General features: G+C 43.9%; 16 protein-coding genes. 2 read left to right on the plus strand and 14 right to left on the minus strand.

Annotation, left to right across the window (positions count from 1 at the left end; genetic code table 11):
* Positions 1 to 38: 38 nt before the first annotated feature.
* The 3 genes from V7K45_RS21140 to V7K45_RS21145 form a co-directional block, all read right to left on the minus strand.
* On the minus strand, positions 39 to 716 hold the full coding sequence (locus tag V7K45_RS21140) for a DUF4142 domain-containing protein (protein WP_335006861.1): 678 nt from the start codon (positions 714 to 716) through the stop codon (positions 39 to 41).
* 167 nt (positions 717 to 883) lie between these two features.
* Positions 884 to 1,003: a twin-arginine translocation signal domain-containing protein gene (locus tag V7K45_RS33035; RefSeq protein WP_366932849.1), complete on the minus strand. Its 120-nt coding sequence runs from the start codon at positions 1,001 to 1,003 to the stop codon at positions 884 to 886.
* A 734-nt stretch (positions 1,004 to 1,737) separates the two neighbouring features.
* Entirely contained in the window at positions 1,738 to 2,115 is a 378-nt protein-coding gene (locus V7K45_RS21145) for a DUF6632 domain-containing protein (RefSeq protein WP_335006863.1), read from the minus strand.
* Between the two features lie 463 nt (positions 2,116 to 2,578).
* Here V7K45_RS21145 and V7K45_RS21150 point away from each other — a divergent pair, with 463 nt between their 5' ends.
* Complete coding sequence (locus V7K45_RS21150; protein ID WP_335006865.1) at positions 2,579 to 2,950, plus strand: hypothetical protein; 372 nt, start codon at positions 2,579 to 2,581, stop codon at positions 2,948 to 2,950.
* 161 nt (positions 2,951 to 3,111) lie between these two features.
* Here V7K45_RS21150 and V7K45_RS21155 read toward each other — a convergent pair whose 3' ends face one another.
* The 10 genes from V7K45_RS21155 to V7K45_RS21200 form a co-directional block, all read right to left on the minus strand.
* The gene (locus V7K45_RS21155) at positions 3,112 to 4,041 is read right to left on the minus strand and encodes a cation diffusion facilitator family transporter (RefSeq protein ID WP_335006867.1); all 930 of its coding nucleotides are present in this window, start codon (positions 4,039 to 4,041) and stop codon (positions 3,112 to 3,114) included.
* Positions 4,042 to 4,331: 290 nt separating this feature from the next.
* A complete protein-coding gene (locus tag V7K45_RS21160) occupies positions 4,332 to 6,545 on the minus strand; it encodes a xanthine dehydrogenase family protein molybdopterin-binding subunit (protein ID WP_335006869.1) in 2,214 nt (737 codons plus the stop codon).
* Positions 6,542 to 7,525, minus strand: coding sequence for an FAD binding domain-containing protein (locus V7K45_RS21165; protein ID WP_335006871.1), 984 nt, complete (start codon positions 7,523 to 7,525; stop codon positions 6,542 to 6,544). Before V7K45_RS21165 ends, V7K45_RS21160 begins: the two co-directional genes overlap by 4 nt.
* Entirely contained in the window at positions 7,512 to 8,135 is a 624-nt protein-coding gene (locus V7K45_RS21170; RefSeq protein ID WP_099103683.1) for a (2Fe-2S)-binding protein, read from the minus strand. The genes V7K45_RS21165 and V7K45_RS21170 overlap by 14 nt, the downstream gene beginning before the upstream one ends.
* Positions 8,136 to 8,462: 327 nt before the next feature.
* Positions 8,463 to 8,804: a cupin domain-containing protein gene (locus V7K45_RS21175; protein ID WP_335006873.1), complete on the minus strand. Its 342-nt coding sequence runs from the start codon at positions 8,802 to 8,804 to the stop codon at positions 8,463 to 8,465.
* Positions 8,805 to 8,992: 188 nt separating this feature from the next.
* A complete protein-coding gene (locus V7K45_RS21180) occupies positions 8,993 to 10,162 on the minus strand; it encodes a zinc-dependent alcohol dehydrogenase (RefSeq protein WP_335006875.1) in 1,170 nt (389 codons plus the stop codon).
* A 165-nt stretch (positions 10,163 to 10,327) separates the two neighbouring features.
* Positions 10,328 to 10,717 (minus strand): hypothetical protein, encoded by a 390-nt coding sequence (locus V7K45_RS21185; RefSeq protein WP_335006877.1) that lies wholly within the window; start codon positions 10,715 to 10,717, stop codon positions 10,328 to 10,330.
* Between the two features lie 62 nt (positions 10,718 to 10,779).
* Positions 10,780 to 11,949 (minus strand): zinc-dependent alcohol dehydrogenase, encoded by a 1,170-nt coding sequence (locus tag V7K45_RS21190; RefSeq protein WP_335006879.1) that lies wholly within the window; start codon positions 11,947 to 11,949, stop codon positions 10,780 to 10,782.
* Positions 11,950 to 12,049: 100 nt separating this feature from the next.
* Positions 12,050 to 12,748, minus strand: a complete 699-nt coding sequence (locus tag V7K45_RS21195; RefSeq protein ID WP_335006881.1) for an SRPBCC family protein — start codon at positions 12,746 to 12,748, stop codon at positions 12,050 to 12,052.
* 108 nt (positions 12,749 to 12,856) lie between these two features.
* The gene (locus V7K45_RS21200; protein WP_335006883.1) at positions 12,857 to 13,954 is read right to left on the minus strand and encodes a DJ-1/PfpI/YhbO family deglycase/protease; all 1,098 of its coding nucleotides are present in this window, start codon (positions 13,952 to 13,954) and stop codon (positions 12,857 to 12,859) included.
* A gap of 476 nt (positions 13,955 to 14,430) precedes the next feature.
* Here V7K45_RS21200 and V7K45_RS21205 point away from each other — a divergent pair, with 476 nt between their 5' ends.
* Positions 14,431 to 14,829: a DUF6335 family protein gene (locus V7K45_RS21205; RefSeq protein ID WP_322671625.1), complete on the plus strand. Its 399-nt coding sequence runs from the start codon at positions 14,431 to 14,433 to the stop codon at positions 14,827 to 14,829.
* On the opposite strand, the gene V7K45_RS21210 is transcribed toward V7K45_RS21205, so the two are convergent.
* Positions 14,830 to 15,246: a response regulator gene (locus V7K45_RS21210; RefSeq protein WP_322671626.1), complete on the minus strand. Its 417-nt coding sequence runs from the start codon at positions 15,244 to 15,246 to the stop codon at positions 14,830 to 14,832.
* Positions 15,247 to 15,958 lie beyond the last annotated feature (712 nt).

Below are 15,958 nucleotides of genomic sequence, written 5' to 3' on the forward strand. Positions count from 1 at the left end.
AAAGCACTTTTGCAAGAGGTCTACTGAACTCTATTGCCTTACGGGGTAGTAGTTGGAGTTGGGGTGCTAGTTGGAGTTGGGGTGCTAGTTGAACTTCCAGGATTAACAAGGGAACGAACCTCTTGCAGGTGGTCTTGGAGAATTGGTAGAGTTTGACCGACAAATGTTTTCACGTCTGCATCTTGTCCTTGTTCAGCTTCAGTTTGGAATGCGGAGACATCCTTTTGATGAGCTTGAAGCATCTGATTCAAATATTGACGATCAAAGTTAGCACCAGAAAGTTTGGATAAACGTTGCTTTATTTGCTGATTTTTGGCGCCAATAGTAGTTGGCAGCGTGACACCTTTTTGAGTCGCTAACTGTTTGAGTTGATTATTTGCCAGAGTATGATCTTGAACCATACGCTGTCCATACTGTTTTACCGCATCGCTAGTTCCACGTTGTGATGCTAGTTGTCCTAGTTGGACTTCTGCTAAACCATCTTGAGCGGCTTCAGTTATGAACTGTCTGTCTGCCGAACTGAGGTTATTTTGCCCTGATGGAGTTGATGAGGTAGTTGGTGATACAGTTGGGGATGGACTCTCAGTTCCTTGTACAGGTACAGCAACTGGAGCTTCAGATGTAGTCTGGTCGTGCGGAGTAGTCGGCGTGCAACCAGTCGCCAGAGATAAAGCGATCGCTACTATACCAGTAGAAAATATTTTGAAATTGGACATAATTAGTGTTCTCCTTGGATAAAGCTATATTTTGAAACGTTGAATGAAAAACTAAGCGCGATCGCACAGTTGAGTAAGCTACAAGCAAAGCCGATTAATGTGAAGCAGATGCCGCTGGTGCAAATTGTGCAAATAGATTCAAGATTTCTCAATTAAATGCAGGGATATCATCTGGTTGAATTCTGTTTGGGCGAGGAGCGGTTGCAAAAATCCTTCCGAAACTGTAATGCTGCCACTAATCCCGAAGCAGAAGCAGTTTTTAACAAGCTGCGTCTACTGATTTCCATAATTGTCTCCTACAAGCACCAACAGGAATGAGCCGTATATTATCACTGCTATCTGGCGCAGAGACTCTAGCTAAGGTGTGCTTTTAAATATACTCCGCAAGATGCATTCACAATGCAAGCCGATGCATTCTTAATGCAAGTCGATGCATTCATAATGCAAGCCAATGTATTCTTAATGCAAGTCGATGCATTCATAATGCAAGTTGATGCATTCATAATGCAAGTTAATATATTGTAAAAATTTACTTTTTGTTTAAGCTTGCTCGATTTAAAACTTTATCAATAAAGGTAGGAATTATATCATGTCCGCTTAATTACTTATAATTCCCGCATCTGTGCAAAAACCAGTAAACCCTCTTTCCCCCTACCCCCTGCTTTCTGTTCCCCTTGGCTGTTGAAGTCTCACCAAATTAAACAAATACTTTGGTTACAATTAGCACTTATTCTTATCCATTGATATCTATCTGGAGTTAGGATTAATTACTTCTTGTAAGACTGACTTTTCACGGCATCTGGAAAACTTCACTTCTATTTCTCTCTTCTTTTAAGGCTACGGTGTACGCACAAGTCGAATTACCCCCCTTAATCCCCCCTTATAAAGGGGGGAAACAAGAAATTTCTAGTTCCCTCCCGTTTACAAGGGGAGGGTTAGGGTGGGGTAAAACCTTGGTTAACCAGCTATTTCAGACTTGTTTGTACACCGTATATTTTATAGATAGACATCCTACGCCCGTTCATGTACTTGACACCACTTTGCGGGGCGCTAAAAAGCCAAGGACAATTGCTACCAAGAACAATGCTGGAACATCACCAAAAAGGTGTCCCTGTTCAACAGGGTCAATTACTGCATGTATCGCCATGATCAGCCCGTGGACTGCACTTGATATGACGGTGAACCAGATTAAACTGAGGTGAGCTTCTGGTTGCCTTGAAGCTAACAGCAAAAAGACACCAAGCGTCGCATAAACACCAATAATCATCTGTTCGTATTCGTGCTGACCTGGTTGCCATAACCAGCCTGATGCCCAGACCTGAGTTAGCGGATAGATAAGTAGAAAAGCTATGCCAACAAGAACCAGAGCGATTCGTAAGTAGCGATCGCGCTCATCCATTGCTTTAACCTCCACTATTTTCTAGTGCAGTCTTTACTAACAAAACTGCATCATTTTGTGATTGTATTCCCACTAGTGACACCTCAGCTTTAGAGTGTTAGAAATTTTAATGCTCCTCGTGGTTTTTAGTGTCGTCTTATGGTTTTGTAATTGCATCGGTCTGCAATGCCAATACATTGACCTGTTATGTTAATACATCGGTCTGTTATGCCAATACATCGGTCTGTTATGTTAATACATCGGTCTGTTATGCCAATACATCGGTCTGTTATGCCAATACATCGGTCTGTTATGCCAATACATCGGTCTGTTATGCCAATACATCGGTCTGTTATGCCAATACATCGGTCTGTTATCTTAAACTATCCTTTCTAAGCTTGCCCTATCTGAAAATTTCATCTTACTGATAACTTTTCTTGTTGTAATGGGTACATTAAGTATACAAATTACTAAGTATAAATGTATGCCTCCCCAAAATACAACAAACCGTTTGCGCCCTCAACTGATTAGTCAAGATATTGACTCATTCCACGGTTTGCAAACCGTCAGCAATTACAACACAAGTCGTGCTGATGCCTCATCTGCTAATTTACAGGAAGCTTATCAGGCAATGTTGATTTCTCAACAAACCGAAACCGAGAAACTAGCTTTATACCGTGCTGCTGCTGATGCTGCGCGATTAGCAGAGTGGGAATTTCATAATGCCGTATTAGCGATGAAAGAAGTTGTGCGCGGACAATATGGTTCAGATAGCGATCAAGCTCAGGCTGTAGGACTGAAGAAAAAATCAGACCGCAAGCGTCCCACCCGTAAAAAGCAAGTTGCAATGGCGTAACCGCCCGCTGGAAGCGATCGCAAGTTATATCGTGTCCGGTTAAAGATTTATCAGACGGCAGAGGAGCAGAGGAGCAGAGGAGCAGAGGGGAAAACTTAGTGCAACTTCTGCCTCCTGCCTCCTAATTCCCCAATTCCTGAAAACTCAACAGCATTAATCTCTTATTTCATATCTTGCATTTGCTGATTGCTCGAACGCTCCAACTCCAAATCGTCCCAAGAAACTGGATCTTCTACAGGTTCTAGATGAGTTGTAACGTGGGTTGAAGGTAGCACCCGAACAATAGCAAGCTCAATTGCCTCGCACAAATCATGCCCTTGTTGCACTGTCCAAGATCCAGGCACGAGAACATGAAAGGAAACAAAGCGACGGGTTCCAGCAGTACGGGTTCGCAAGGCATGAAACTGGATGTCCTCACGTTTGTACTCGTTAAGGATGCTCTTGATTGCGTCAATTTCTTTTTTAGGCAAAGCTGCATCCAGTAACGCGCTACTGGTTTCCCGCAGCAAACGAAATCCTGTCCAAGTAATATTTGCTGCCACTATCAGCGCAACAACTGGATCGAGGACGAGAGTGCCTGTTAGCTTGACGAGAAAGATTCCAACTACCACACCAGCCGAAGTTACTACATCAGTAAACAGGTGGTGAGCATCAGCTCTAAGTGTAATGGAACGTAACCGTCGCCCTGCTCGTAGCAAGATAAAGGCAACAACGCCGTTGATTGCGGTTGCAAAGAGAGAGAGTGCCAACCCTAATCCCAGCTGTGTTAATGGTTCTGGATGCAACAAGCGTCCCCAAGCTTCAACAGCAATGCTAATGGCTGCCACTATAATCAACGCACCTTCTGCACCACTGGAGAAGTATTCGGCTTTAGAATGCCCAAAGGCGTGTTCGGCATCGGCTGGTTTATCAGCATAGGTCAATGCCCATAGAGCAACTAATGCAGCTAGGAGATTTACAATTGATTCAATAGCATCTGAAAGCAAACCTACTGACCCGGTTAGCATGTAAGCGCCAAATTTTAGGGCAATAGTGATGATTGCTGCTGCAATCGACAAGAAAGCATAGGATCGGGCTGTTCGACTACTCATCTCGGTCGCGGACGTAATTACAGTGATTCCGAGATAAGAGTACCAAATTTTACTTGAGGGATCATCAGTCTTGAGTATTTTTAGACGCGATAAAAGGGAAAAGGTTAAAGGGGAAAGGGGAAAGGGATGATGATTGTCGCGCCACAAGAGGCGAGGTTTTTACCTTTCCCCCAACCCCAGTCCCCCTTCCCCTTCTTTATAAATGGAGACGCGGTGATAAATCAAGACGCGATAAATCGCGTCTCTACAAGGTGTCATTGCCGATACTGGTAATGTAGCGATCGCTATATCTACAGCAGTTTGTCTAATGTAATTGGCAAATCGCGGACGCGCTTACCTGTGGCATGATAGACAGCATTAGCGATCGCTGCCGCAGTGCCAGTAATGCCAATTTCGCCAATTCCTTTGACACCAAGCGGGTTGATATGTGGATCGCGTTCATCGACAAACAACACTTCAATATCAGGAACATCTGCATTCACTGGTACGTGATACTCAGCTAAATCATGGTTGACAACGCGTCCTCGGTTGGGGTCTGTTAGCGTATGTTCCATTAGCGCCATGCCAATACCATAAATAATCCCACCAATCAGTTGACTGTTGGCTGTTTTAGCATTGAGGATGCGTCCAACACCGAAAGTTCCCACCCAACGGGATATTCGTACTTCACCCAAATCAGGTTCAATGCGCACTTCGGCAAACTGCGCTCCAAATGAGTGCATTGAGAACTTGTCTTGTTCTTCTCCCGGCTTGGCATCTGCACGCGCTTCGATCATTTTCTTTCCATGTCGTGCCAAGATTGCCTGATATGTTTCGCTGGCGGAGGATTTATTTTTTAAGAAAAAGCTGCCATTCTCGGCAATCACATCCTCAGCCTTTGAACTATAAAGGGGCGATTTTCGATCGGCAAGTGCTAGTTGCAAAAGCTGACTGCGTGCTTGATTTCCCGCTAGATGCACGGCTGAACTCACACTGGCGGCGGTTTGAGAACCACCAGAAACAGGGGTTTTTGGCATCTTGGTATCGCCTAGTTCAAAGCGGACTTTATTAACTGGTAAACCGAGTGCCTCAGCTGCAACTTGAGTCATCACAGTATAAGTTCCCGTACCAATATCTTGCGAACCGCTCTGCACTACGGCTGTACCATCTGCCATAATTTGAGCGATCGCTGATGCTGGAGAACGGTTGGTAGGATAAGTAGCTGTCGCCATACCCCAACCAATCAAATAATTACCATCGCGCATCGAACGAGGCTTGGGATTGCGCTTTTGCCAGCCAAACTTTTCTGCCCCTAATCTGTAACATTCTCTCAGTGACTTGCTCGACCAAGGCAGTCCTTTGCTAGGATCGACTTCAGCATAGTTACGCAAACGCAGTTCTACCGGATCGATATTGAGCGCATAAGCTAGTTCATCCATTGCCGATTCTAGGGCAAACGACCCAGAAGCTTCTCCAGGCGCACGCATATAGGTTGGTGTTCCTTGATCGAGTTGAACCAGATGATGGCTAGTTTCGATATTCGGGCTAGCGTAAAGCATGCGGGCGCTTTTACCAACAGGTTCGATAAATTCATCGAAAGTTGAAGTTTGCGAAATCCCGGTGTGTCGCAAAGCAGTCAATTTGCCATCGCGGGTTGCACCGAGAGAAACCTGTTGAATTGTCTCCGGTCGAAAGCCGACAGGCCCATACATCTGTATGCGTCCCAGAACTAATTTCACTGGGCGATTAACTTGCTTTGCTGCGATCGCCGCTAGCGGTACGTGCGACCAAGCCGTTCCTTTGCAACCGAAGCCACCGCCCACAAAGTAAGACATAATGCGGACTTTCTCAGGCTCAATTCCTAATACCCCTGCAACTTTTTGTTGAGCCTGAAAGATTCCCTGAGTTGCGTCATACAGCAGCAGTTCATCGCCTTGCCAAACTGCTGTTGTAGCATGAGGCTCCATTGGATTGTGATTTTCGACTGGGGTGGTATAGGTTTGCTCGACGCGGACAGCCGCCGCCGCTAGTCCCTGGTTGACATTGCCGTGCGCTAAATCGGGCGGTTCTTCTCTAGGGATTTTACCTTTAGGCAAGTATGCCTTAGTGAGGTTTTCCCGCATATTGATGGTTGGTTTCTCTTCGTCATAGCGAACTTGCACTAGCGAAGCAGCATACATCGCTCGTTCAAAGGTATCGGCAACCACAACACCAATATGCTGACCGCTATACAGGACAATGTTATCTTGTAGGACTTGCAGCTTGCGACCGCCGCCCTTTTCTCCAGAAGCTTTGGGCGCGTTGAGGTGGGTAATTACTGCTAATACACCCGGTACTTGTTCCGCCGCCTTGGTATCGATTTGGGCTATTTTACCTTTGGCGATCGCACTTTGAATTGTCACGCCATAAGTCATTTTTGCTACCGGAAACTCAGCCGCATAACGTGCGCCACCAGTCACCTTCAGGTATCCATCAACTCGATTGAGCGGTTTGCCGACAACTATATTTGTGTCCCCAGTATTCATGCCATCTCTCCCACCGTTGTCAGCGCTTTCACAATTGTGCGTTTAGCCAGTTCGACCTTAAAGCCGTTGTATTTTTGAGGTTTAGCTCCGGCGATCGCAGCGTCCGCAGCTGCTTGAAATGTTGCCTGATTTGCAGGCTTGTTCAAAAGGATTTTTTCTGCTTCTAAGGCACGCCAGGGCTTTGTGCCAACGCCACCAAGGGCAATGCGTGCCGAGCGAATAATCCCATTTTGAATATCTAATGCTGCCGCAACCGATGTCATCGCAAAGGCATAAGAAGCGCGATCGCGGACTTTTAAATAGTGCGATCGCTTTGCGAAGTTTAAAGCAGGTAAATCAACGGCAACAATTAACTCTCCGTGTTCTAGAACCGTCTCCTTTTGTGGCGTTTCGCCAGGTAGAAGATGAAAATCTACCAGCGGAATACTGCGCTCTCCTCTCGGCCCGCGTGTTTGCACAACGGCATCGAGTGCCACCATTGCCACCGCCATATCAGAAGGATGAGTGGCAATACAGCGATCGCTACCGCCAAGAATTGCATGGATGCGGTTATAACCCTCAATTGCCGGACAACCTGAACCAGGAACGCGCTTATTGCAGGGGAAGGCGGTATCGCGGAAGTAGTAACAGCGGGTACGTTGCAGTAAATTTCCGCCTACACTTGCCATATTTCGCAGTTGCGGTGATGCCCCAGACAGCAACGCCTCCGACAGCACCGGGTAACGCTCTTGAATTATCGGATTATAAGCAACGTCGCTATTGGTTGCCATTGCTCCAATCCGCACGCCATTACCCTGTACTTCTATCTTGGTTAACGGTAGTGGGTTAATGTCAACTAACTGTTTTGGCGTTTGTACATTCAGCTTCATTAAATCAATTAAGCTCGTACCCCCTGCCAAATAAGCAGCTTCCACCTCTGGAGTCACCAAAGCCACGGCATTCTCTGCTTGTCCCGCTCTTTTATAGCTAAACGGCTGCATCTTTTTTTCCCTCTAAGACATCGCGGACAGCAGCCACGATATTTGGATAAGCACCGCAACGGCAGATATTGCCGCTCATTAGTTCGCGAATGTCGGCATCCGATTTAGCGTGTCCCTCGTTCACCAAACCCACCGCCGAACAAATCTGTCCTGGCGTGCAGTAGCCGCACTGAAACGCATCGCGGGACAGAAACGCGGCTTGCATTGGATGCAGATTGTTTCCTTGCTCCAACCCTTCAATAGTTGTGATTTTTGCATCTGTGTGCATAATTGCAAATGTCAGGCACGAATTAATCCGTTGCCCATCAACCAGCACCGTGCAAGCACCACACTGACCATGATCGCAACCTTTTTTAGTACCAATTAATCCTAGATATTCCCGAAGTGCATCAAGTAAGGTAACACGCGGTTCAATCTGTAAACTATGTGGTGTTCCATTCACTTGCAGCGTCACCTTTACAGTTTCAGATGTCGAAGTTGCCAGCATAGGAGTAGTTTTTTTTACTTGAGTTTCTGCTACAGCTTTCTCTACAAAATTAGCGATCGTAGCGGCTACTGTGCTGAAGACCATCAATTGACCCAGCTTCCGGCGTCTTAAGACAAACCTCATTTGTTCGCTCCATTCTGTTTTTGTTAAAAATATTGAGTAATTATTACTACTGAAATTATTGATAGAAAATCAGACTTGCCAAAAAGCATTTTCTCTAAAAAGACATTGTTAATAGAATACAATTTCGTCTTGTTCTGTCTCTCTATCAGAAGATTTATGCCATAAGTATTATTTATCATTCTCAAAATAGAATTAAGGCATCAGTCGTCAGAATCAAGCCATGAGTGTAGAAACTACAGTAAAAAGGAGAACAATATTCTTGTTCCCCTACGAATGCTTTATATTCCATGCCATTGAAAGCGGCTATAGGTTTTTAGCGATCGCAAATCAGTTTTCATCTCGCCCGTGAACTTGAGCAGGTGGACTGGTTGCTTCAATAGCAGTAAATGATTCTAAAATTTTATAGGTGTGACTAGCTCCTTTTGCTACTACCCAAGAACTCCCAGGTTCTAGTAAAATCGTTTGCCCTTCAATATGCAATTCTGCACGACCAGTAATTACATAACCTACAGTTTCATATTCCCGTGCTGTTGGCTCTTTAGGTTCGTTCGGTTCCTCATTTTCCCATAGGCGCATGGAAATGGTTTTGCCAGATGCAAGATATTTCTGACCGAGTTGGCCTTTAGGAGAATGGCTAGAGTCTACTTTGATAACGCTTGTATCAGACATATTTTTTGCCTCTTTATACTTTTAACTTTGGGCATTGGGCGAAACAGTTCCGTTAGCGGCAGCGGGGCGTTTAGCCCGTTCTGAGTTCAGAATAAATAAGTGAGATTCACAACTTAGCACTCAGCACTCCTGAAGGGAATTGGGCATGGTTATTTTCCTTGTTTCCATTCCCTATTCCCCATTCCTCACTACGGTTTGAGTACAACTTTGATGCAGTTATCTTTCTTGTGCTTAAAAATCTCGTAGCCGTGGGGCGCTTGTTCTAAAGGTAAAGTATGGGTGATAATAAACGTTGGATCGATTTCACCATTTTGGATGTGTTCTAGCAAAGGTTTTAGATACTTGTGGACATTCGTTTGTCCCATCTTGAAGGTTAATCCCTTGTTCATGGCAGCACCCATTGGGATTTTATCTAAAAAGCCACCGTACACACCCGCAATGGATACGTGACCACCTTTAGCAGCAGATACTATTACTTGCCGTAATGCCGTCGGCCGATCTGTTTCTAGACGTACTGCTTGCTTTACCTGGTCGTACATCGCCATAAAGTCTGTGCCGTGTGCCTCCATTCCAACTGCATCAATGCAAGCATCGGGGCCACGACCGCCAGTCATTTCTTTAAGTGCTTCGCCTATATCCACTTCTTCGTAGTTGAGAACTTCAGCTTTGCCGTATTCTTTAGCCATTTGCAGACGTTCGGGAACGCGGTCAAAGGCAATTACCCGTTCTGCACCTAGCATATATGCGCTTCTGATGGCGAATTGTCCGACTGGGCCACAACCCCAAACGGCGACAATATCACCGGGTTTGATGTTGCAATTCTCAGCTGCCATGTAGCCTGTGGGGAAAATATCTGTTAGAAATAGCACTTGTTCATCCGTTAAACCATCGGGAATTTTGAACAAGCCTACATCGGCAAAGGGCACTCTTGCATACTCTGCTTGACCGCCAGCGTAACCACCGAATAAATGAGAGTAGCCAAATAGACCTGCTGGCGAATGTCCCATTTGCTTTTCTACTAACCAAGCATTGGGGTTAGAGTTATCGCACAGTGACCATAAATCCCGATTGCAGAAAAAGCAGCTACCGCAAGAAATAGTGAAGGGAACAACGACGCGATCGCCTACGTTCACATTTTTAACTGCACTTCCCAGTTCTACAACTTCCCCCATGAATTCATGACCAAGGATATCGCCCTTTTGCATGGTGGGAATGTAGCCGTCATAAATATGCAAATCTGAACCACAAATTGCCGTAGAAGTAATTTTAACAATGGCATCGCGTGGGTTAAGAATTTTGGGGTCGGGAACTGTATCTACCCGCACATCGTTTGCTCCATGCCAGCAAACTGCTTTCATAATATTTAGTCCTTAGTTATAATTCCTGGCTCGTTCGTATTAAGATAAATCCTGGATTTATCTTAATTTGAGACGCGATAATAACTATCGCGTCTCAGTAACCGCTAAAAAGTTATTCAAGTATTCGACTCAAGATTTGTTAACCGTTTAGCTGCTATCTCTGAGTTAGTTACTAGAAGGAGTGCGATAATAACCTTCTCTACTTCCTTCATATGATGAAGTTTTATCTGCGCTTCTATTTGTACTAGGATCAAAAAACTCTTTTGTAGCTTCAGGAGGTTTTTCATCCAAGTTTAATTTTTCGCGGATATTATCAACAGCACCTTTTATTGGATTTTGTGATTTTTGGGTATTATTGATTTGGGTATCGTTTCTAATTTCACCTTGCTCATTTGGCGCTCCTTTGTAATAAGTACCCTCTGGAGTTTTTAAATCAGCTAGTGCTATGTTGGTGTAGCTAAAAGCCTGACCCAGTAAGAACATAAATCCTACGAGGAACACTACAACGATTTGGGAAATGCGAATTTTTTGCAGCCATGAAATTACTCGATTCATAAAAAACCTCAATTAGATTATGTTGGGTGTACAATTCAAAACACTGAATGACTATTCCCCATTCAGGGTTTAAGAACAACTTTGATACAGTTGTCTTTTTTTTGTTGAAAGATGTGGTAGGCGTGAGGTGCTTGTTCTAAAGGCAATTGATGGGTGACAACAAAGGATGGATCGAGTTTTCCATCCAAAATCATCTGCAATAACGAATGCATATATTTTTGTCCATGCATTTGTCCCATCCTAAAGGTTAGACCCTTATTGAAGGCTGCACCCAATGGTATTTTGTCTACAAAACCACCATAAACACCCATAATTGAAAGAGTCCCGCCTTTACGACAGGCGACCATCATTTCCCGCAGAACGTGGGGACGGTCGGTTTCCAATCTGAGCTTTTGTTTTGTCTGGTCGTAGAAGTCTTCTAAACCAACACCATGTGCTTCTAAACCCACTGCATCGATGCAAGCATCAGGGCCACGACCACCAGTCATCTCTTTCAACGCTTCGCCAGCATTAACTTCTTCGTAGTTAATCACTTCTGCTTTGGCAAACTTTTTCGCCATTTCCAGGCGTTCGGGAAAGCGATCTATAGCGATCACTTTTTCGGCTCCCATCATGTAGGCGCTAATCATGGCAAACTGTCCAACAGCACCGCAACCCCAAACGGCTACAGTATCACCCGGTTGGATATCGCATAACTCTGCACCCATATAACCAGTGGGGATAGCATCAGAGATGAATAACAACATCTCATCCGGTAAATCTGGCGGAACTTTGACGACACCCACATCAGCAAAAGGTACACGAATATATTCTGCTTGTGCCCCTGCATAACCACCTAACATGTGAGAGTAGCCATAAATAGCTGAGGTGATATTGCCAAATAATTTTTCTTGAATCCAGCCATTAGGATTGGAGTTATCGCACAATGACCACATATCACGTTGGCAATAATGGCAATTACCACAGCCAATTGTGGAAGGAACAACAACGCGATCGCCTATTTTTAAATTGTTGACTCCTCTACCAACTTCCACGACTTCTCCCATAAATTCGTGACCAATAATGTCACCCTGTTGCACTGTGGGAATATAGCCGCCATAAATATGTAGATCGGAGCCGCAAATCGCCGTGGAAGTAATTTTAATAATTGCATCACGCGGGTTAAGAATTGTCGGATCTGGTACCGTCTCTACCCGCACATCATTAGCACCGTTCCAGCAGACTGCTTTCATAGTTATTAGTCCTTAGTCATTAATCATTGGTCATTGGTCGTTAGTCATTGGTCATTCGCTTTAGGCAAAGGAGAAATGACAATAGACGAAGAACAAATAACTACTTACGTCCAGAAGGTTGACCTTCGGTTGTGGCAATTTCGCCTGCTTCCATTAGCATTTTGAAGCGGCGCAATTCATCACCAATTTGCTGTTCTGGTTCTTCACCAAAAAGTTTAGCTACAGTAGCTGCCAACGCTCCGCCTGGTGGGTTATACTCCAAAACAACCTTGACTTCCGTGCCGCGATCGCCTGGTGCTTTTTTAAAGCGGACAAAACCAGAATTATCAACATCTGCACCTTCTACAGAAGCCCAAGAAATAAATTCATTTTCTCGGTCTTCGAGAATATCTGCATCCCATTCCACGCTGTTACCCAAAGGTGCATTGGCAACCCAATGAGAACGTTTTTCGTTATGCACCTTGACAGATTTGAGATGCTTCATAAATGTAGGCAAATTCTCAAAGTCGTGCCAAAAGCGATACAATTCTTCTGCCGATTTATTGATAGTTACTGTCTTTTCAACTTTGATGGGTTGGTTTAAACCTATTGCTTCCTGTGCTTTTTGGATTGTGCTTTGCTTGGTTGCACCTTGATAAACCAAACCGCCACCGGCTAAAGCCGTCAGCGCTCCTCGCAATGAACCTTGCCTTAAACCCATCAGCACCATCGCACCGCCACCGATCAGGGATGCCCAACGCTCTACTTCACTAGCTTCCGGCTGATTTGTACTTGATTTATCCCCTGATGTTGAAGTCACTTTTTATATCTCCATTACTGTAAATTCCCCATAGAGGCGCAAATATCCTCTTCTTTCTATCTCTGTGTTATTTGCGCCTCTGCGGTAGCCGTCTACGTTCAAAAAACCTTACATTGAAACAGCAGCCCCTGTAGTCGGCTTAGGAGGCTGAATCTGACTACCTATCCGCGCCCGATACAACTGTGCCAATCGCTGTTCGTATTTCAATAAATCGTGGTAAATTTCTTTGAAAATAGCAGTTGCTACTGGGTCAGTGAACATTGCAGACAAATTGCCAATATCGCCGATACCAGTTTGCACATCACCTAAAGCAGAACGTAACTGATATATGTCATCACTTCCGGTCATGGCAGTTTTGACTTTGGCATACTGATTCGCAATATTTGCGCCTAAAGAGGGTTTTTCGCCCAATAGCTGAAGATAAGTTTCCAGTTTTTGAATGTGGCGCTGTTTATTAGCAATTATTTCTTGAAAGACTGAGTTAACTTCGTTATCTGATTCCTTTTGCAAGTAGTTTTCAAATGCTTCTAGCGAATAACGTTCACCGGCAAGGGCATTATTTAAACCTTTGGCGATCTCACCTTTAGTTGAGCCACCCCAAGCATCAGCCAGCTTCCACCATTCAGCACTTGTGTCTTTTTCATTTGGTAATGCAGCATCTTTGCCACCATAACCCAAACGGCTCAAAATAGCTGTGGTAAAAATTGCCAAGTCTCCAGGTTCGCGAGATGTAATCAAATTGCCGTCAACTACCAACGGCTCATCTAAATACTTTGCACCGGCGTTAATTATATCCTTAGCAATAGCGCTAAACCCAGTGACTTGTTTGCCTTTGAGCAAGTCGCCTTCAATCAAAACTTGTGGCCCGTGGCAAACCGCAGCAACTAATTTTCCCTGTTGTATAGCTTCTTGGACAAAACGTACTGTGTTGGTGTTCCGCCGCATTCGGTCGGGAGCCATCCCACCAGGAATTATCACCGCGTCGAATTCGGCTGCGATCGCTTCGGTTGTGGTACCGTCGGCTTGTATGCTAAGTTTGCCTTGTTTACCCTTATATTTTTCATTCATTCGGGAACCAAGGACTACTACCTCCATTCCCGCTTGTTTTAGCCCATTATATGGAACTGTAAATTCTGCATCCTCTACTGCTTGTTCAATGAGAATAGCAACTTTTTTCTTGCCGGAGTGATTGTTATGTTCAGTCATAGATGCTCTTACGTTTTTACTTCTAGTTTTTAACTAACTACAACAAAAGTTAAACAGACAGATGATTTTTTGAATAAATAATTTTGAATTACTTATCATATTATCTGCCTCCGTTACTCAAATAATTTTGAGTATTTGATTGGTTATTTAGCATTTAGGTAGTTAGAAAGGAAAAATACGAGTTAAAAATGCTAAACTTATCATCAAAATTTAATTTTTGGTTGCCTATTTTTGCCAAACAGGAAATAGTTATGAGTGAAAAGTTCGCCAATGAATAATTTCGGTTTGATAACTTCTAACTCATAACTTCAACTACAAGTTCCTTGACCATGAATTCATAGCTACAATCTTATGGCGCGATCGCTGGTTTAGCGTCGTACCCAGGGGATAGATTATTTTCTTAGCTATACACCTCTAGTTAGACAAATTGTGAACAAGAAAACGTTATTGTGAGAATGCAGAAAAGGGCTAGTATCATGGCAGAAAAAAATCATAATGACAAAATTAAAAGTAATGATTTGCCACAAGAAATTACCGAATCCTACGGTACTGGTGTAAAAGACTTGCCGGGATACAACATTGGCGGACGCTCAATAAAAGCAGAAAGAGACGAGTACACAGAAACTAGTCCTGAACTGACTGGTGGGGATGTCGATGCTTATTGGCAAGATGCAGATGCAGTTGGAGATGAAGCTGTTGGTGGTAGTACTTCCACTCCCGATCAAAATGTCACAGAGGACTTAGAAGCAGCCGTGGGGCTAGAAATGGCTGATTCGGAATTTCTGCATACCAACGATATTTTAGAGGATCGTGATGGCGATCGCTGGGAGTTAGATCCAAAATCTTCTGAAGATTATCAAGACCGAAGAGAATAATTACCAATTACAAGAAGCAACCAAATTAGCCACGATCTCAACTAGTTCTTCTGGAGCGATCGGTTTAGATATATGAGTGTCAAAGCCAGCTTCCAAAGCACGGATACGAGCCTCACTATCAGCAAAGGCTGTTAAAGCAATAGCCGGGACTCGTCCACAATTATTTGCTTTCAGCGCACGGAATTTGGAGATGAAAGTGTAGCCATCCTCCCCAGGCAACCCGATATCACTAATTAAAACATCGGGTTGCAATTCAGACAACACATTGCGTGCATCTGCTGCTGATATCACTGCTATAACTGTTGCTCCATCCATTTCCAAGACAGTAGTGATAAAAAAGCGAGTATCATCATCATCCTCAACTACCAAGATATCTAAACCAGTAAGAGTTCCAGAAGTTTGCATAATAAATGACATTTTATCTATCCTTACTTGCTATATGCATAATTCGTAATTAAGAGAGTACAGAGCAAGCAGTGATTACAACTACGAATTACGTTAGCGAGTCCGCAAGCGTCATTATCAATTACGAATTATTATGACTTTTATACCCATTAGAGCTTCTTTTAGAGCAGATTTCAGATTTACAAAAGTAGATTGATATGCTCGGAGTGTTGATGAGATACCGAAGCAGGCTCTTTTAACAAAAAATGATTTAACACCATAATTTCAAACATATAGCTTGATGGTTACTACTCCTTTATCTATTTTCCTACTGGAAGACCACTTCGCACAAATGAAATTCAAGCGTCGTTAGAAAGTCCTCAATTATCTCGATTTTCAGCATAATTCATTCAGGAAGGAGTCAGGAGCGATGCCCTGAGCCTGCTGTTCGCGGAGCGTCTGAACAAGAGGGTTTAAAACCCCCAATAAATCAAACGCGAACAGCGTCTCTAAAAGAAAAGATTTAGCGGTTTTCAATTTTGTAGCAATATCCCGCAGGGCATTGGTGTCAACTTAAGCTGGAAATAGCTTATCTGTTGGCTTCCATGCCCGCCCGTCAATAAATTTTCGGGCTAATAGCTTAAGTCTACTGACTGGAGTTTAGACTAAAAATGAGCGCTCCAAAAATCATACTTAGAGAAATATGGGTAAAAAATTGACATATCAGGTCAGGTGAAAAGTCCCT

It is taken from the genome of Nostoc sp., assembly GCF_036917375.1.
GTDB lineage: Bacteria > Cyanobacteriota > Cyanobacteriia > Cyanobacteriales > Nostocaceae > Nostoc.